An 18,473-nucleotide genomic window follows, 5' to 3' on the forward strand; every position below is an offset into this window, starting at 1 on the left:
TCAACTTGATGGCAAAAATCCAATTGGGACTTAATATAAGAGATGAATATGATTGAATTATCTTTAGTAAAGAAGATGACTTCTTTAACCATTATTGTGTTTTTACTTACGTTGTTAGTTGGTTACTCAGTTAATACTGAATTAAATTTGATTGTAGTAATCTTCTTGTGTTTTTCTTTAGCTGCGATTGCTTTCTTTATAATTAAGAATGTTCATGAAGATGTTGAAAATAAATATTTTAGGTATGAGCAGATTTTAGACTCACTTCAAACTCCCTTGTCAGTTACTGATATAGATATGAATTGGACCTATATCAATAAACCTGTACAAGACCTGTTTCACAAACCCAGAGAAAGCTTTATTGGTAAGCCTTGCAATAATTGGGGTGCCCCTATTTGTAAGAGCGATAAATGTGGTGTTTGGCGGTTAAGGAAAGGAATAGATGAAACCTATTTTTCTCAATTTGATAGAGAGTTTCGTGTGAACACCAGATATATTTACAATCGTAAAGGAGACCCGGTGGGACACGTAGAAATCTGTACAGATATTACGGCTATAATCGGTTTAGAAAAAGCCTCACAAATAGAGAAAGAAAATAGTAAACGTCTAGAAGCTGCTTACGAAGAGCTAAAGAAAACACAGGAAACGTTAATCGAATCTGAAAAGATGGCCTCACTTGGATCTTTAGTTGCAGGTGTTGCTCATGAAATTAATACTCCCATAGGGATATGTGTTACGGCCTCTTCATTTATAAAAGATCAGTTATTTGAATTACAAAAAAGCTTGGATAGTAATCAGTTGTCTCAAGACGATCTTGAACGGATTATAGATATCATCAATGAATCGAATACTATTATTGAAAGCAGTATGGCTCGTTCCATTGACTTAGTTAAAAGTTTTAGGCAAGTAGCTGTTGATCAAAGCTCGGAAGAACGTTATCAGTTTCGTATTAGTGAAAATCTACATAACGTAGTTACGTCTTTGAAGCACGAGCTTAAAAAGTATAACGCTAAAGTAGAAGTGTCTTGTGACCCTGAATTGAAGATAAATAGTTACCCTGGGGCTTTAGCTCAAGTTTACTATAATCTTATTGTCAATTCACTTGTCCATGGTTTTGATGGAAGTGATGGCTCAAATAACATTTATATAAATGTGACATTTGAAGATGACATTATTCATATTGAATATAAAGACGATGGTTGTGGGATCGAACAAGATATTATTCGAAAGATATTTGAGCCTTTTATAACCACTAAACGTGGTGATGGAAGTTCGGGCTTAGGTGCCCATATTATCTACAATCTAGTTACTCATAAATTGGGCGGGAATGTTAGTTGTCAAAGCGAGATCGGTAAAGGTTGTCAATTTGATATTAAGCTGCCTGTTGAGACTAAAGAAAGTTAGTTAGGTATCGAGATACATATGTTGTCTAGCAGTTAGTATCAAATGTAAACATACTTGACAGCGTAGGTTGCAATCAATCAACTTGTAGTTCGGTAAAGCCAGTTTTTGCATCAAACTGGCGCGAGAAGCTCAAGTCATGGTAGTGGTGTAAGATCAACTCAGCGGTGGTATCAATAAGCGACCCTTCAAGCAGATGCCCGCCAATGACATCACCATTTTGTTTGGCAACAGACAGATGAATGTGCTGATGTTCTGCCGTCAGCGTACCCATAATCGAGACAATTTCTAGCGGTTCGCACAGTTGGAGTGTTTCGGTTGCACCTGCTAAGCGAATGTTGAGCTGGGTAAAACAACCGACACAAGAGGCGATACTACCTGCGTGAATGTGATGTTGAGTGACTAATTGTTGAATCGTCTGTTTAAGGTCGTCACCTTTGGTTAGTCGGGTGGCAATAGCGGTAATCAAAACATTCTCACATCATTAATGGATTAGTGGGTTTTATAACTTTTGGTCGGCACTTTGTTAGGTTCTGGTGTTTGCTGGCTCTTATCAAGCTGACGCCACATCAGTGCGCCATTGGTTTCAAACTCTTTTGCGGCGGCGCACACCATGTAGTAATCGCCTACTTGGATGACGGCCCCTTCAGAGTAGGCCTGATCTTGATAATAGCAGATGCGTTTGGTCATCTCACTGGCGTTAATTCCGATCACAGGCCTTGCTGGTGTGGTAATAATACTCGCCATTGATGGCTGAGCAATAAGACTCAGCAACGCGAAAAATATCGACTTCATAAGCTCTCTCCAAAGTTTGAACCAAACTTTCGCTCGTAGCGAGGCAACATACTTTCGTTGCCAAGCAGCCCACCTTGATGAACGTATATGATGGTTTTGTCTTGATTGTCTTTATACCATGATTGTAGACACTGCCACATCATAGGATCGTACAGTAAGTCGAACTCAACGTCAGTCTGTTGCAGAAGTTGTTGCCAGATGCGAAAGTCCTGCTGATAAAGTTTGCCAAAGTGGTGTTTGTAATCCAACTCAAGAATCTGTGGATAGTCGTTTTCGCCTAGCTGTTTAAATTGGCTCAATAAGTAGTCTGTGCCTCCAACGCAGGGGCAGGTGAGTACCTCAATTCCGTGCGGTTGCAGATACTTATGTAAGTATAAAGCGGTAGTCCCCGTACCTGCGGGTAGCGCGACAACAAAGGTTTGGTTTGATTCAAAGCGCGTCCAAGACAATATCTCGCTGGCTAACTGTTTCATGCCTTCTTCAGCCGCTGTAGACCGACCGCCTTCATCAATAAATAAGCAGTGATTGTCAGGTTGACGTATTTGTTCAATATAGTCGAGCGGATGCAACTGGTGCGATGTGGTCGCGATCACCTTAGCGCCAAGTTCTAATGCGCCACGATAATTACCCAATGGCTTTTCACTGAGCCATTTAGGGATATGGTCGACATAAAACTCCAGTTGCCAGCCTTTTATCGCGGCCAAAGCCGCAAGAGAATAGAGTGAATTGGCTTGGGCGCTGCCATAGCTAATTAAGGTGTCAACCTCGGGGTAATCTTGCTGTAAAAACGCCATAAACTTGCGTGCTTTGTTACCACAAAAATGGCTATGCAGCTGATCATCGCGTTTAACAAAAAATGTCATACCAGCGAATGTGTGCTGAGTCATTGGAGTATTCGACAGCTTCATACAATCAATCTAATCGGAATTGGGCGCCTATCTTAACGTGCTAAATCGTTCGCGCATCATTTTAGATCAAGTTTTCTTTTGCGAAATGGTGACAAGGGGATGAATTACGCAGATAAAAAAAGCCCAGAGCAAATTGGCTCTGGGCATATACAAATAAACATAGGAGTTAATAAGAAAAAGCAGTGTAAATTAGTAGCTTCAGTAAGAAAACAAGTTTGACGGCCTGTAAACTTTGCGGGTTGTCCAAAACCCTTGAATGCTCTGCTAACTACACCTATTGAGACCGAGTGATTGGCAAACAGTTCCAATTAATTTCAAAAAAATTTATTTTCCACCAATTCAGCGAGTTAATTCCGTTTGCTGCCTGTCTGGTCGGACCAATGCGCAAAAGTGTGATGCTAACAACTTGTTGTCTTTGTGTTTCGAATGTATATTTCAAACAGTTGTTTAATACGAGTGATTGAAATGTCGGCGAGAAATTCAACCAAAGAGAAAATCCTAGATGTTGCAGAGGCCTTGTTTGCAGAGCACGGCTTCAAAGATACCTCTTTGCGCACAATTACCAGCAAAGCGGGCGTGAATTTAGCCTCGGTCAACTATCATTTTGGCGATAAAAAAACCTTAGTAAGAGCCGTGTTGAACCGCTATTTAGAGGCGTTTATGCCTCCTGTTCAAGATGCTTTAATTAACTTAAATCTCAACGATAGCTATCAAATGGCGGATGTCTTTGAGTCGTTGCGTGGCCCGCTGCGCAACCTAAACGATGTTAGACCAAACGGTACTAGCCGCTTTATGTTGCTAATCGGCCGAGGCTACACCGATGTACAAGGCCATCTGCGTTGGTTCATTACCACCCGCTATGCCGACACACTGGCCCTGTTTACTCAATCGGTGTTAAAAGCCAACCCAGAACTGACGCAAGAGGAGCTGTTTTGGCGCTTGCACTTTACGCTTGGGACGTGTGTCTTCACCATGGCATCAAGCCAGGCGCTACTTGAAATAGCAGAAAACGATTACGGCAAAGCGATGGATGCAAAATCTGTTGTTGACCAACTGATTCCATTTTTAGCAGCGGGTGTCGCTGCGAAATAATAAACCTCGACCTACAAAAATAACAACATTGAACCACCACAGAACAAAAGGATCTGATCATGGGCTCTCTAAGAACAAAATGGGTCAGCGACCCAGCTTTCAAACTGTTTAAAAAAGTACTACCGCCACTGTCTAGCACCGAAAAAGAGGCGATGGAAGCGGGTAGTGTGTGGTGGGATGGAGAGTTGTTCTCAGGAAAACCTGATTTTACCAAACTTCACCAATACCCAACCCCGTCACTGAGTGATGAAGAGCAGTCGTTCATCGACAACGAACTTGAGACTTTGCTCGATATGCTCGATGACCACAAAATTGTTAAGCAAGATCGCGACTTACCGAAAGAAGTATGGGACTTCTTGCGCAAAGAGCGTTTCTTCTCACTTATTATTTCTAAAGAATATGGTGGCCGTGAGTTTTCAGCACTAGCCAACTCAACCATCGTTTCACGCATTGCCACGCGCAGTATAAGTACCGCCGTTTCAGTCATGGTTCCGAACTCGTTAGGTCCGGGAGAGTTGTTGTCTCATTATGGTACCCAACAGCAAAAAGATTATTGGTTGCCACGTCTAGCAGACGGCACTGATATTCCGTGTTTCGCTCTGACTGGGCCGGAAGCTGGCTCAGATGCCGGTGGTATTCCTGATGAAGGGATCGTTTGTTACGGCAAACATGACGGAAAAGAAGTGTTGGGTGTGCGTCTGAATTGGAACAAACGCTACATTACCCTTGCGCCGGTTGCGACCGTGCTAGGCCTAGCATTTAAGATGTATGACCCAGAAGGGCTAATGGGTGATAAGAAAGATATCGGCATTACCTGTGCACTTATCCCTGCGGATCACAAAGGCGTTGAGATTGGTGAACGACATGATCCATTAGGTCTTGCGTTTATGAACGGCCCGACTCGCGGCCAAGATGTTTTTATCCCGATGGAGTGGCTGATTGGCGGACAAGATTACGCCGGTAAAGGTTGGCGTATGCTGGTGGAGTGTCTGTCAGCGGGGCGCGGTATTTCACTGCCTGCACTCGGCTCGGCGATGGGTCATCTCACTGCACGTACAACGGGTGCCTACGCTTATGTTCGTAAGCAGTTTGGAATGTCGATTGGTAAATTTGAAGGGGTTGCCGAAGCGCTCGGTCGCATTGGTGGGTTAACCTATCTACTCGAAGCAACACGAACGCTGACGACGACCTCGCTCGATTTGAAAGAAAAACCAGGCATAGTGACAGCAATTGCTAAGTACCACATGACCGAAATGGCGCGAACTATCCTCAATGATTCAATGGATATTCATTCAGGTCGTGCGATTCAAGATGGCCCAATGAATTATCTAGCGGCGCCTTATTTAGGCATTCCGGTTGCCATTACGGTTGAAGGTGCCAACATCTTAACCCGTAACTTGATGATTTTTGGTCAAGGCGCAACACGTTGTCACCCTTATGTCTTAAAAGAGATGGAAGCGGCGGCCAATCCAGATGAAAAACAAGGTGCGAAAGAGTTCGATGAACTGCTCTTTAAGCACATCAAACATGCGATGGGCAATACGTTTGGCGCGTTTGGCGCAGCGCTAACTGGCTCGCGTTTTATTAAAGCGGAGATGAGCGGTCCTACTCAACATTACTATAAAGAGATGACCCGACTAAGCCGTTCTTTGGCGGTCAGTGCTGATATTGCAATGGCAACGCTAGGTGGCGATCTTAAACGTAAAGAGATGATCTCTGCACGCTTAGGTGATGTGTTGGCTTATTTATATATGTCATCTGCCGCGCTTAAGAAATACGAAGATGAAGGGCGTCAGCAACAAGACTTAGATTACGTTCATTACGCAGTTCAATACTGCTTATATAATGCTGCGCAATCACTAGAGCAGGCGTTTAACAACTACCCACAAAAAGCGGTAGGTCGCTTGTTGAAGGTGTTGATCTTCCCTCTTGGCAATCGTTACACCAAACCGAGTGATGATCTAACAGTCAAACTGGCGGATAGCTTAATGACGCCAGGAGCGCATCGTGATCGCTTAACTCATCTCTGTTATGTAGGTAAAGGTGATGATGACAGTGTTGGCCTGATGGAAAACGCTTTCCTTGCGATGTATAGCGTTAAGAGCCTAGAGCGAAAACTAATACGCGCAGCAAAAGAGGGTAAAATCGCTCGTAAAGGTTTACTTGCAGACCGATTGGCACAAGCACTTGAGGCGGATGTATTGACTCAAGAAGAAGTCGACAAAATTGTTGCGGCAGACCAATTGCGCTACAAAGCCATTCAAGTTGACCACTTTAGCCATGATTTCAGTGAAGTTCTCACCCATGATAAAAAAAAGCGCAAAGCTAAGTTGAACAGCGCCGCGTAAGCTGCAAAACGTGTTGAACAGTTCAAGGCACCGACTCAGGTGCCTTTATTTTTTGCGTAAACTCAAGCTATCGAGTGAAAGTGCTCCAACCACTTGCATTTTAGCGCTGTTTTGACAGAAATTAGATGCGATCCACTGGCGAACCTTTTATCCTAGCGGGGTTTTTTAAAGGAAGTTGAATATGATCATCAAACCTAGAATTCGTGGATTTATCTGTACCACAACGCATCCAGTGGGTTGTGAAGCTAACGTAAAAGAACAAATCGCTTACACTAAAGCGCAAGGTCCAATCAAGAATGCACCAAAACGTGTGCTAGTGGTTGGCGCATCAAGTGGCTACGGTCTATCTTCTCGTATCGCGGCTGCATTCGGCGGTGGTGCTTCAACTATCGGTGTGTTCTTTGAAAAAGAAGGCACAGAGAAAAAGCCCGGCACGGCAGGCTTTTACAATTCAGTGGCATTTGAAAAACTGGCTCGTGAAGAGGGCTTGTATGCCAAAAGCTTAAATGGTGACGCGTTTTCAAATGAAGCCAAGCAAAAGACCATTGATCTGATTAAACAAGATCTTGGCCAGATTGATATGGTGGTTTACTCGCTGGCATCTCCAGTACGTAAAATGCCAGAAACAGGTGAGCTAGTGCGTTCTGCACTAAAACCGATTGGTGAAACTTACACTTCGACAGCGGTTGACACCAATAAAGATGTAATCATTGAAGCGAGTGTTGAGCCTGCAACAGAAGAAGAGATCAAAGACACCATCACCGTCATGGGCGGCGAAGATTGGGAACTGTGGATCAACACACTTTCTGCAGCGGGTGTTCTTGCAGACGGTTGTAAAACCGTGGCATACAGCTACATCGGTACTGAGCTGACGTGGCCAATCTACTGGGACGGCGCACTGGGTCGTGCCAAAATGGACTTGGACCGCGCCGCATCAGCGCTAAACGAGAAGTTAGCCGCTAAAGGTGGCAGCGCAAATGTTGCAGTACTGAAGTCGGTTGTGACTCAAGCAAGCTCTGCGATTCCTGTTATGCCACTTTACATTGCGATGGTCTTCAAAAAGATGCGCGAAGAAGGGGTACACGAAGGGTGTATGGAGCAGATCTTCCGTATGTTCAGTCAGCGTCTATATAAAGAAGATGGCAGTGTACCTGAGGTGGATGATCACAATCGCCTGCGTCTTGATGATTGGGAACTGCGTGATGATATTCAGCAATATTGTCGTGAGCTATGGCCACAAATCACGACGGAAAACTTAAAAGAACTCACCGACTACGTTGAGTACAAAGAAGAATTCCTGAAGTTATTTGGTTTTGGTGTTGAAGGCGTCGATTACGATGCTGATGTTAATCCAGCAATTGAACACGACTTTATTACCATCTAATTGATGATGAAGCCTAAAAAAATCCGGTGCACTGACACCGGATTTTTTATTTATAATAATGGCAATCGAGCGTTGTCGTTTACTTAAACGTTGACCATATTGGGGCGTGATCTGACGGCTTTTCAATCCCGCGTAACTCATAGTCAATATCCGACTCAATGCATTTAGCGGCCAGTGGTGGTGTTGCCAGCACGACATCGATACGCAGGCCGCGATTGTCATCAAAACCACGTGAACGATAATCAAACCACGAATAACGCTCACTTGCTTCGGGGTGAATGTGGCGGAAGGTATCGACAAACCCCCAATCTAGTAGCGTTTTTAGCCATTGACGTTCTTCTGGTTGGAATGAACATTTGCCTGTTTTGAGCCAACGCTTACGGTTTGGTTCGCCAATACCAATATCGCTGTCGAGTGGGCTAATGTTGATGTCTCCCATCACGATTAGTTGTTCATCGTTGCTGTGGTACTCGTTCAGGTAAGCCATCAAATCTTTGTAGAATTGGCGCTTATAAGGGTATTTTGTCTCGTGATTGATGTTATCACCTTGTGGAAAATACCCGTTTAGAACCGTGACTTTTTCACCATGCTCATCTTGCAACGTCACCATAATCATACGTTTCTGATGTTCATCGTTATCGCTCGGGAAGCCTTTTCGAACAGAGATCGGCTCTTGTTTACACAGCATAGCAACGCCGTAATGCGCTTTTTGACCATGAAAGTAAACCTTGTAACCCATCGCTTCGACTGCGTCGAGAGGGAAGGCTTCGTCATGAACTTTGATTTCTTGTAAACCAATCACATCAGGCTGGTGCTTATCGATAATAGCTTGAAGTTGGTGAAGGCGAGCACGTAGGCCATTGATATTGAAAGAGATGACTTTCATCTAGATTCCTTTTTTACTGACGGTTCGTTTTTTAGCTGATGTCATACTAACATCAATTAATTAAGCGAGTGAAACTCGGCGTCAAGACAACGCTTTTGTTAACATTATTTAAACTTTCGATTGATAAATCGGCGAATTATGATGTAATTCACGATGTTATTTAGCTTTGATGCAAAAGCCATCAACCACGTTTGCTAAAAGGATGTAGTATGCGAACCTTATCGGTGCAATGGAAAATTACCTTATTGGCAGGATTCTGTCTGCTCGTCACTTCTCTATCGTTAATTGGATTCTCTGTGTATAACGCAGTGACGAATCAGGATCAAATCAAAGCGCAAAGCGCTGAGTCAGTCAGTGACAAATCTGAGCAGATTGTGGAGACGCGGGCACTACTGAATGCGACTGAAGTGTCGGAATACTTGAATGAAGCGTTATATCGAGCCGAAATGTTGGCGTCGAGTGCGATGTTCCAAAAGACCCTCAGCGAAGAGAACTTTGGCGATAGCGAAACATTGCGAACTGCGCTTGATGAAATGGTCAGGCGAGCGGTAGTCGATTTTGATGCAATTCAAGGTGCCTATCTGGTGTTTAAGCCAGACTTGCTTGACTCAGAAGACAGCAACTATATAGACGCTGAATACGTTGGTTCAAATGAAATCGGTCGTTTTGCGCCATATTGGATGATTGCTCAAAACGGTGAGAATGTGGTTGCGAACGTTCTTTCTGAGGCAACCCTTACAGATAACTCTAACAGTGAGCGTTTCTTCTGTCCCATCGCTTCCGCAACCACTTGTATTACCTCGCCTCGTATCGTCAACCAAGATAACGGACGGTTTCTTGCAACTTCAATTTCAGTTCCGCTGTTGATCGATGATATTGCGATTGGCTTCTTTGGTATTGATTTACGCCTAGATAGTCTCGTCAATGTGGTCGCGAACTCGGATAAAGAACTTTTCTCGGGTAATGGTAGCGTTAATTTAATGAGCTTAAATGGGACGCTGATCGCGAGTGATTCGAGCAAGACTCAAGTTGGCCAGCCATTTGTTACTGATACGTTATCTAATCAACAACTGACCGATTTATTGTTTGGCCAAGAGGTCAGCACTCAGTGGAGTAAAGACGGTCAATGGTTGCAAGTGTTTGCCCCTATCGTGATTGCGAATCAGACTTGGGGGATATTATTTGATATGCCACGTGATAGTGTATTAGCTGACGCTCTCGCGCTGGATGCAACAATTAGCCAGCAGGTTGAATCGAGCATCGCGACTGAGCTATTGGCTGGAATAATCTTAGTCTTATTTGGCTTGGCGACAATTGCCGTGTCTGCATCAAGATTGGTTAAGCCAATTCGTCAGGTGGTGACTCGATTAGAAGATATCGCATCGGGAGAGGGCGATCTTACTCAGCGTTTAGACGTGTCATCACAAGATGAAATTGGTCAGCTAGCGCAAGGGTTTAATAAGTTCTTAGACAAACTGCAGTCGATCATTAGTGATGTCGTTGATACCACGTTACAGATTGGCACCACTTCACAACAGTCGACGATTGCGGCTCAGCAAACGCGAGCAAGTAGCGACTCTCAATTCAAAGAAGTGGATTTGGTTGCCACCGCGGCGGAAGAGATGACGCAAACCGCCAGTCTAGTGGTTCAGAATGCCGAAACCGCGGTGAATGCTGCGGAGCTGGCAAATGAAGCCGCGGGTAGTGGACAAAATGTGGTTGAGCAGTCGCAAACAGAAATGGCTCGCTTGGTTGAGCGCATGACCGCAGCAGTGCCGGTTGTTGAAGAGCTAGCGAATAATAACGCCAATATCACTGAGATTTTGTCAGTGATTGAGGGGATCTCTGAGCAAACCAATTTGCTTGCCCTCAATGCCGCGATAGAGGCTGCTAGGGCAGGTGAGCAAGGGCGAGGATTCGCGGTGGTGGCTGACGAAGTGCGTAATTTAGCCAGTCGAACACAAGACTCGGTTGGTGAGATTCGCCACGTTATTGAAAATGTGCAAAAAGGGACTCGAGATGTGGTGCAGGCGATTCAAGAGGGCAATGATTTAGCCAATGATTCAGCCAGTCATGTGAAAAGAGCCGCTGCAGAGCTCAATCATATTTTTGAAGCGATCGCCTCTATCAACGATATGAACTCACAAATTGTCAGAGCCGCTGAAGAGCAACAATCGGTTTCGGCGGAAGTCAATCAGAGCGTTAGTAACATCCGTGAACTTAGCGCGCAGATCCTTTCTCAAGCAGAAGAATCAGAAACTGTTAGCTCACAAATTGGCGCTTTATCCAATAAACAGCAGCAGTTAGTGAGTCAATTTAAAGTCTGATCGTTTACGTAACAAAAAAGGCGTTTCGAAATCATCGAAGCGCCTTTTTATTAAGATTTATTGTTTTGCTGTATCAGTTTCTCTTCCAGATCCGCGCTGACAATTTTTATTGCGGCCAACGCGACCTGCGGGTCAACGTCATTACTTTCTAGTAAGTAGATAAGATCAACCGCGAGCTTTATTTCAGTCGGGGCATTTTCTAAGCCAGTATTGTTTGTTGTCATGGCTGATTCCTTTCTCGATAAGTGATCTGCTTTTCAATCTTTAATTTAGATTCTTGGCAACGTTTGAGTCTTTGCTCGGTGGCAAGTAACGATTGCTGCGCTTCTTGTTGCTGGAAAGGAGGCGCGTACTGCATCGCGAGTTCTTTATCCCTGACCATTTCTAATAGTCGACGTTCCCATTCTTGATGTTGCGACAGTTGTTGATACAGTTCATTGATCGGCTTTAGAAAATAGCTTTTGTGTTTCGGCTCGTGCTTACGTATGTTTGTTGTCGCAAGCTCGCGCTGGATGGCAGACACTTGAGCAAGTAATCGTTCCGTTAAATATTCAGCGCGCATTGGTGTCAGTTTTTTCGCGTCTTCTTCACGCACAATACTGCTCAAGGTTGCTTGTGTTTCTTTAACACAGGGAACCAATAGTTTTGCTTTCGAGTGAAACAATCGTTCATCAAACAGCGGAAGATGGTGTTCACCACGCTGACGGTCAAGGGCAGCAGCGTCAATAGCGAGTCGTTCTAATGTCGTTTGTAGTTGACGAATATTACTCATTGCAGAGACTCCCTTTACAGTGAAACAAACCAGGCTTCATAGGCCAGCTTGACGGCAAGAATACTCACGACAGTGACAAAAACCGGCCGAATAAATGTCGCGCCGAATCGTATTGCTGAATGAGCACCGACAAAGGCGCCAGCCATTAAACACACACCCATGGTTAAACCAAGTACCCAGTCGATATGGCCGAGTAGCGCAAAGGTCACTAGTGATGTGAAATTGCTGGTAAAATTCATTGCTTTGGCTAAGCCTGATGCGAGCAAAATATTGAGCCGATAAAGCGCCATAGAACTGACCGTCCAGAATGCGCCAGTGCCAGGCCCAGCCACGCCATCATAAAATCCCAGCGACAAACCTTGGATATATTGCTTCTTATTTAGTGTCGGACACGGTTGAGGGGTGGCGTTATCGGTCGTATTTGGCGTTTTGTGCCAAATAGTATAAATAGCGGCCGCCAAGATAACTAATGGCAACATTTTTTCAAGCCACTCCGTTGCAATTAAATCGACCGCTAGGGTGCCTAAAGTCGCTCCAGTTAAGGTGGAGACAAAGGCGCGCTTCCAGCATCGTGGTTTAAACAGTCGTTTTCGGTAATAAGTGAAAGCGGCCGTTGATGAGGCAAAAGTAGCCGCAAGTTTATTGGTGCCAAGGGCAATGTGCGGTGGCAAACCTAACGATAGCAGTGCTGGGACAGTGAGCATGCCTCCTCCGCCAGCAACCGCATCGATAAAGCCTGCAGCAAACGCCACTAGTGCCAACACGACAAGTACGCTTGGCTCAAATAATTCCATATTTAATTCTTCTACTTATGTCTTCGGAGTGTTATTCAATCACGCGTTTAAAAGGTGGCAGAGAGTCAAGTAAAGCGCTGCCATAACGTTTGGTCACTAAGCGACGGTCGAGAATGATGACTTTACCAGAATCCCGTTCCTTACGCAGCAAACGACCTACCGACTGGATTAACTTTTTGCTCGCTTCCGGTACGCTGATTTGCATAAACGGGTTACCACCGCGACTTTCGATATACTCTGCATGAGCTTGTTCTACAGGGGATGTCGGAACCGCGAAAGGGATCTTGGTAATGATTAAGTTTTCGAGCAGCTCTCCCGGCAGATCTAACCCCTCTGAAAAACTCCCAGTACCGAAAAGTACGCTAGTCTTTTGACATTGAACCAAGGTTTTATGTTTTTTTAGTATTTCTGAGCGAGATTGTTGTCCCTGTACTTGAAGTGTCCAACCTTTTTTTTGCATAGGATTCGACAAGGCTTGCGCGACTTGATTCATCTGCCAATAGGAAGCGAATAAGACTAAGTTGGCTTTCTTATCTTCGATTAGATCAGGCAACGCCTCAATAAGATAATCAGTGAACTGGGGCATTTGGGGTTCACATTTAGTTTTGGGCAGGTGTAACTCTGCTTGAGCGGCATAATCGAACGGTGATGCAAGGGCTAAGAAGCGCACACCGTCATCCGCTTTTTCACTGATGCCAGCTTGGCGACAGAAAAAGCTAAATGAGTTTAAGGCGCGTAAAGTTGCAGAGGTAAGTACAGCGCCAACACAGCGGCTCCACAGTTGTTGATCGAGTTGCCAACCGACTTCTAATGGCGAAACGTTGACGGTGAAATCACCCTCACGTTCAGAGCTAACTTCCAACCAACGTGCCAGTGGGGCACCTTTTTCACGCATGGGCTCTGCCATTAATCGCCAAACCTGCGCAAGGTTATCCATACGCTGAATGTAGAATCCCAACTCGGCGAGCGCCGGTTCTGCAAGTCGGTTCGATAATTCGCCATCTTTTACTCGCTCGGCAATAAGATCAGCAACTTTCGCCACCGCTTGAGCGCCTTTACTGGTTAACTTTTTGAGATCTTTCGCCTCTTCGTCAAGCCAACTCGGCAGTTCACCATTTTCAAATCGATAGATATTGTCGTTGAAATGAGTGGGATCAAAGCGTGTGGCGAGTTGAGATAACGAAGGAATCAGTTGCTGCACCGAATCTTGTAATTCATTGCGAAATCTCGCGACGCGCTTTTCCTCGGCCATATTGGCAAATTTACTCACCGACTGGTTGAGTCGTTCAAGCCAGCTGGCCGCACCTTTGAGGCTAGCAGAGGCTGACGAATGGTCGCGCGCAACATGTGGAAGATGATGCGCTTCGTCAAATATATAGAAGGTGTTTTCTGGTTCAGGCAGAATCACGCCCCCACCTAAATCGGCATCGGCCATCACCAAACTGTGATTCGCAATAATGACGTCTGCTTTATCTATCTCGGCGCGCGCTTTTTGGAACGGACAATCACGGTGCGCAGGCATGCTGTTATTACAGCTATGTTTATCGCTCACAATGTTCTGCCAAATTTCATCTTTTATCGGTTTTGGCCAAGCGTCGCGGTCACCATCCCACTTACCCTGCGCAAGCGATTTGTACATGGTTTCGAGCTGTTCGATATCTTTCTTCTTCGGTTTGCTTTCAAACATAGCGAGCTGACCGCCGTCAACGCCACTGGCTGACGCCAACTTCTCAGCGCAGCAATAACGCTGGCGACCTTTGGCAAGCAAGAAAGAGAACTCAAAATCAGTCAACCTTCTATATAGAGGTAAATCTTTATTGATCAACTGCTCTTGCAAAGCGACCGTCGCGGTTGAAATGACGACTTTACGTTTGCTGAGCACGGCAACAGGAATCGTTGCCATTAAGTAAGAGATAGACTTACCAATTCCGGTGCCTGCTTCGGCAACGATAATACGGGTTGATTTGTGATACTCCCCGCATAATGTTTTGGCTATCTCTGCAACAAGATAATTCTGAGCTCGACGAGGTACAAAGTTATCGAGCTGAAATTGAAGGTTTTGATAACTAGCACGAATGGCTTGCTGGGCTTTACTGGTAATCATACGGTGGCCTAAATAACGAGTGCGGCATCATAGCACAGTTTGCTAAACACTACTTAGTTCACGAAATAGAATCCTTTATTGCCAAAGGTGGATCTTGTTCACAAAAAAAAACTGAACCTTCAGTTACTTACAATTAATTCTAAATCTAAAAAATATATCACGCCGCTGGTCATGATTTGCCGCTCAAATATGTCGTTATTATAAAAAATAACACTTATTTTTGGTGGTTTATTCTATTTTTGTGTTGTGCCGCATTTGGTTGAATAAGGTGGAAAATGACATGAAGTTGGTCGAAATTTACGCATGCAACAATGCAAGTTTTTGTTTTTAAACGTTTTTATGTTTTTTTATGTTGTAATTTTAGAACATTTGACACGCAGGATAATCTTTTGCAATCTAGACCTCGAATTTAGTGGCGATGACATCCTACTCACAAGAAGTAAGAGTTATCATCAAAAAACATAAGGGAACCGGACAAGGAATTCCCATTCTATAGAAAAGGCAGTGGATTATTATGAAAAAGACTCTAGTAGCTCTAGCAGTACTTGCAGCAGGTTCAGCGCAAGCTGGTATCGAACTTTACAACCAAGACGGTGTAACAGTAGGTCTTAAAGGCGATATCGAAGTCGTATACAGTAACGAATTTAAGAAAGGCTCTTCAATGGAGCAAAAAATCGAAGATGCAGATTTCGGTTTTGACGTTCGCTACATGGTTAACGAAGAATGGACAGTTGGTGCATACTGGGAATTTAACGGCTCAGATTACGCAAATGCTGAAAACACCAAAAATGGTGATACATACGTTGCTGCTTACAGCAAAACTTTCGGTTCTATCAAGTTTGGTCGCCTATGTACAGCAGTTGATGACTTGGGTATCGGTTCAGATGAAGCTTACGGTATTTCAACGGTTCTAGAAGCTGCTACTGATGAATGTTCTGACGAAGCTGTTCGTTATGACTACGATAATGGTTCATTCTACGGAACGCTTGGCTATGTTCAAAACAAAATGAACTCAGCTGAAGGTGAAGGTTCAAACGACGATTACATGGATGCACGTGCTGGTTACCGCATAGCTGATTTTGACGTTTCTGCATTCTATGCTGATTACAGCTACAACGTTGAAACTGCTACTGACAAAGATGCTAGTGCATACGGTGCTGAACTTGTATACAGTGGTTTCGAGAACATTGGTCTAGCTGTTGCTTACTACGCTGTTTCGTCTGATCTTGCAAACTCTGACAGTGACACTATTGCTTTTGCTGCTGATTACACTATGGGTCTTTGGGGCTTTGCTGCTGGTTACTCAATCGGTGATCATGATGTAAATACTTTAGACGAAGACCGTTGGTTCCTAAACACAACTTACGCTGTTGCTCCAAACACTAAGCTATACGCAGAAGTTGGTGGTATCGACACTGATAACACAGCTTACAAAACTGACAATGGTCTAGCTATCGGTGTTGAAGCTTCTTTCTAAGATGAAATGAGCTAAACTCTCGCTAAAAGCCACCTCAGGGTGGCTTTTTCATTTTCTATCTTGTAAATCACTTACCTTAAAAAAGGAATATTTATGAAAAAATGCTTTGTTGTAGCCTTATCTATGGGGTTGATGGTAGGGGGAGTGCAAGCGGCCACTTTAACACCAAAGGCTGGCGTATCAATTCTATATATAAATGGAGAGGCTGCTGAAAGTAAAATCTCTGAAAATCATATAGAAACGGGTTTTAATCAAGTTGTTGTGCGTATGGACAAGGATATGTCACGTGGTTCTAGCAGTGACGTATTTACTTCTAAGCCCTATGTGATCTCATTTACGGTTAATGGTGAGGATATTGAAATTAACCACCCAAAAGTCCGTAGTCGTGTAGAGGCAGAGAGAGTATTTGAATCAAATCCTGAATGGATTGTCATTCAAGACGGAGAGTCTTTGAATCATGAGCAGGATGTATTAGAGGGTAAGGTAGGGTTCATTCCTTACAGCGGAATGGCATCACTTATTGAAAAACACAATACTCAACGTGGTATTTACTTTAACAACGGTCAGCTTATCGATAAACCTGTTGAGGCAAAAATGCTACCTGTTGCTGCTGCGACAACCGTTGCTGTGAAGCCAAACCCCAAAGCTCATACAGTTAAAGAAGACGCCGTTGCTGGTAATGTTGAGCAACTCAAAGCTTGGTATTTAAAATCTTCGACAGAAGAGCGTAAAGCGTTCCGTCGTTGGATGATTGACCAAGAGTAATACAAGCTATTAAAGAATTTTAAAAATCGGCTTCTTTTCGGAAGCCGATTTTGTATTTAGAGAAAGCAATTAGGTTTATTTAGCGCACTTTCTATTACGTTAACCAGTTTTTCAATATGCTCGGGTTGGCTAATATAGGGCGGCATTAAATAAATCAGCTTACCAAACGGTCGAATCCAAACGCCTTGGTTAACAAAATGAGCTTGGATGGCTTCCATGTTGACTGGGGTCGTTGTTTCTACAACGCCGATTGCACCTAGCCAACGTACATCTTTAACCAATTGATATTTTTTTAGTTTAGGAAGGTGTTGTGAAAATAGCTGTTCGATCTGTGTGGTTTGTTGTTGCCACTTACCTTGTTCTAGTAACGCCATACTTGCGGCGGCGACAGCGCAGGCCAGTGGATTCCCCATAAATGTTGGGCCGTGCATAAAGCAGCCCGCTTCACCACCACAGACAGTATTTGCCACTTCACTGCTGGTTAACGTTGCCGACAAGGTCATGTAGCCGCCCGTCAGCGCTTTACCCACACACAAGATATCTGGTTCTATCTGAGCATGTTCACAAGCAAACATTTTACCAGTGCGGCCAAATCCTGTTGCGATTTCGTCAAGGATCAACAATACGTTAAATTCATCGCAAAGTTGACGCACACGTTTTAGAAATTGAGGGTGATAGATCCTCATCCCTCCGGCTCCTTGAACAATAGGTTCTAGAATTACAGCCGCAATATCGCGATGGTGCTCTGCTATTTTATGCTCGAAGTCCTCAATATCTTTCTCGCTCCACTCTTGCCAGAAACCCGTTTGAGGAGAGCGTGCGAAAATGTGTTCCGGTAAGAAGCCTTTGTACAGTGAATGCATTGAGTTGTCGGGATCGGTGACCGACATGGCAGCAAAGGTGTCACCGTGATAGCCATCTCGTAAAGTTAGAAATTTTGGTCGAGATTCGCCTTTGGCATGCCAGTATTGCAGCGCCATTTTTAAGCTCACCTCGACCGCCACGGATCCAGAATCTGCAAGGAATACATGTTGCAAGCTCCCTGGAGTGAGTCCAATCAGCTTTTTACATAGATCAATCGCAGGTTGGTGAGTAATACCGCCGAACATCACGTGAGACATAGCGTCTATTTGTTGATGAGCGGCTTGGTTTAAGTGTGGGTGATTGTAGCCATGAATTGCTGACCACCATGACGACATGCCGTCTATCAGTTCTCTGCCATCCTCTAACTTAAGAAAAACACCTTGGGCTGAAGTGATTGGATAGCAGGTCAGAGGTGTTAAGGTCGAAGTATAAGGATGCCAGATATGACGGCGATCGAAGTCGAGATCCATGATAAATCCTAAATTACTTATGGTTAATTAATAGCCATTTGTCAATGTTGGTGTTTTTGATTTGTTGACAGTTTACATCTCGGCGG

16 protein-coding genes are annotated in these 18,473 nt (G+C 44.2%); 7 read left to right on the top strand and 9 right to left on the bottom strand.

What is annotated here, in order from left to right:
- Window positions 1-48 precede the first annotated feature (48 nt).
- Window positions 49-1,404, top strand: a complete 1,356-nt coding sequence (locus ViNHUV68_RS05105) for an ATP-binding protein (RefSeq protein WP_391089673.1) — start codon at window positions 49-51, stop codon at window positions 1,402-1,404.
- A gap of 73 nt (window positions 1,405-1,477) precedes the next feature.
- Here the strand turns inward: ViNHUV68_RS05105 and ViNHUV68_RS05110 are convergent, their stop codons facing one another.
- The 3 genes from ViNHUV68_RS05110 to ViNHUV68_RS05120 are packed head-to-tail and all read right to left on the bottom strand — an operon-like array spanning window position 1,478 to window position 3,104.
- Window positions 1,478-1,870, bottom strand: a complete 393-nt coding sequence (locus tag ViNHUV68_RS05110) for a PCC domain-containing protein (protein ID WP_391089675.1) — start codon at window positions 1,868-1,870, stop codon at window positions 1,478-1,480.
- Window positions 1,871-1,893: 23 nt separating this feature from the next.
- Window positions 1,894-2,196 (bottom strand): DUF1496 domain-containing protein, encoded by a 303-nt coding sequence (locus tag ViNHUV68_RS05115; protein ID WP_391089677.1) that lies wholly within the window; start codon window positions 2,194-2,196, stop codon window positions 1,894-1,896.
- Window positions 2,193-3,104, bottom strand: a complete 912-nt coding sequence (locus ViNHUV68_RS05120; RefSeq protein WP_391089679.1) for a pyridoxal-phosphate dependent enzyme — start codon at window positions 3,102-3,104, stop codon at window positions 2,193-2,195. Before ViNHUV68_RS05120 ends, ViNHUV68_RS05115 begins: the two co-directional genes overlap by 4 nt.
- Window positions 3,105-3,560: 456 nt before the next feature.
- On the opposite strand from ViNHUV68_RS05120, the gene ViNHUV68_RS05125 reads away from it, so the two are divergent.
- The 3 genes from ViNHUV68_RS05125 to fabV all read left to right on the top strand — a co-directional run bounded on the left by ViNHUV68_RS05125 (window position 3,561) and on the right by fabV (window position 7,928).
- On the top strand, window positions 3,561-4,196 hold the full coding sequence (locus tag ViNHUV68_RS05125; protein ID WP_211252993.1) for a TetR/AcrR family transcriptional regulator: 636 nt from the start codon (window positions 3,561-3,563) through the stop codon (window positions 4,194-4,196).
- 59 nt (window positions 4,197-4,255) lie between these two features.
- On the top strand, window positions 4,256-6,544 hold the full coding sequence (locus ViNHUV68_RS05130; RefSeq protein WP_038174543.1) for an acyl-CoA dehydrogenase: 2,289 nt from the start codon (window positions 4,256-4,258) through the stop codon (window positions 6,542-6,544).
- Window positions 6,545-6,725: 181 nt separating this feature from the next.
- Window positions 6,726-7,928 (top strand): enoyl-ACP reductase FabV, encoded by a 1,203-nt coding sequence (gene fabV, locus ViNHUV68_RS05135; protein WP_391089681.1) that lies wholly within the window; start codon window positions 6,726-6,728, stop codon window positions 7,926-7,928.
- A 79-nt stretch (window positions 7,929-8,007) separates the two neighbouring features.
- On the opposite strand, the gene xthA is transcribed toward fabV, so the two are convergent.
- A complete protein-coding gene (xthA, locus tag ViNHUV68_RS05140; protein ID WP_391089683.1) occupies window positions 8,008-8,814 on the bottom strand; it encodes an exodeoxyribonuclease III in 807 nt (268 codons plus the stop codon).
- A 209-nt stretch (window positions 8,815-9,023) separates the two neighbouring features.
- Here xthA and ViNHUV68_RS05145 point away from each other — a divergent pair, with 209 nt between their 5' ends.
- Entirely contained in the window at window positions 9,024-11,141 is a 2,118-nt protein-coding gene (locus ViNHUV68_RS05145; RefSeq protein ID WP_391089685.1) for a methyl-accepting chemotaxis protein, read from the top strand.
- A 50-nt stretch (window positions 11,142-11,191) separates the two neighbouring features.
- Here ViNHUV68_RS05145 and rsmS read toward each other — a convergent pair whose 3' ends face one another.
- The 4 genes from rsmS to dinG are packed head-to-tail and all read right to left on the bottom strand — an operon-like array spanning window position 11,192 to window position 14,811.
- The gene (gene rsmS / locus ViNHUV68_RS05150; protein ID WP_038174539.1) at window positions 11,192-11,365 is read right to left on the bottom strand and encodes a pleiotropic regulatory protein RsmS; all 174 of its coding nucleotides are present in this window, start codon (window positions 11,363-11,365) and stop codon (window positions 11,192-11,194) included.
- On the bottom strand, window positions 11,362-11,913 hold the full coding sequence (locus ViNHUV68_RS05155) for a primosomal replication protein (RefSeq protein WP_100753005.1): 552 nt from the start codon (window positions 11,911-11,913) through the stop codon (window positions 11,362-11,364). Before ViNHUV68_RS05155 ends, rsmS begins: the two co-directional genes overlap by 4 nt.
- A 14-nt stretch (window positions 11,914-11,927) precedes the next feature.
- A complete protein-coding gene (locus ViNHUV68_RS05160) occupies window positions 11,928-12,707 on the bottom strand; it encodes a TSUP family transporter (protein ID WP_391089687.1) in 780 nt (259 codons plus the stop codon).
- A gap of 31 nt (window positions 12,708-12,738) precedes the next feature.
- Window positions 12,739-14,811, bottom strand: coding sequence for an ATP-dependent DNA helicase DinG (dinG, locus tag ViNHUV68_RS05165; protein WP_391089689.1), 2,073 nt, complete (start codon window positions 14,809-14,811; stop codon window positions 12,739-12,741).
- Window positions 14,812-15,325: 514 nt separating this feature from the next.
- Here dinG and ViNHUV68_RS05170 point away from each other — a divergent pair.
- Window positions 15,326-16,288 (top strand): porin, encoded by a 963-nt coding sequence (locus ViNHUV68_RS05170; RefSeq protein ID WP_391089691.1) that lies wholly within the window; start codon window positions 15,326-15,328, stop codon window positions 16,286-16,288.
- 93 nt (window positions 16,289-16,381) lie between these two features.
- Complete coding sequence (locus tag ViNHUV68_RS05175) at window positions 16,382-17,053, top strand: DUF2057 family protein (protein ID WP_391089693.1); 672 nt, start codon at window positions 16,382-16,384, stop codon at window positions 17,051-17,053.
- A 56-nt stretch (window positions 17,054-17,109) separates the two neighbouring features.
- On the opposite strand, the gene bioA is transcribed toward ViNHUV68_RS05175, so the two are convergent.
- A complete protein-coding gene (bioA, locus tag ViNHUV68_RS05180; protein ID WP_391089695.1) occupies window positions 17,110-18,387 on the bottom strand; it encodes an adenosylmethionine--8-amino-7-oxononanoate transaminase in 1,278 nt (425 codons plus the stop codon).
- Between the last annotated feature and the right edge of the window lie 86 nt (window positions 18,388-18,473).

It is taken from the genome of Vibrio sp. NH-UV-68, from assembly GCF_042940635.1.
GTDB classification, from domain to species: domain Bacteria; phylum Pseudomonadota; class Gammaproteobacteria; order Enterobacterales; family Vibrionaceae; genus Vibrio; species Vibrio pacinii.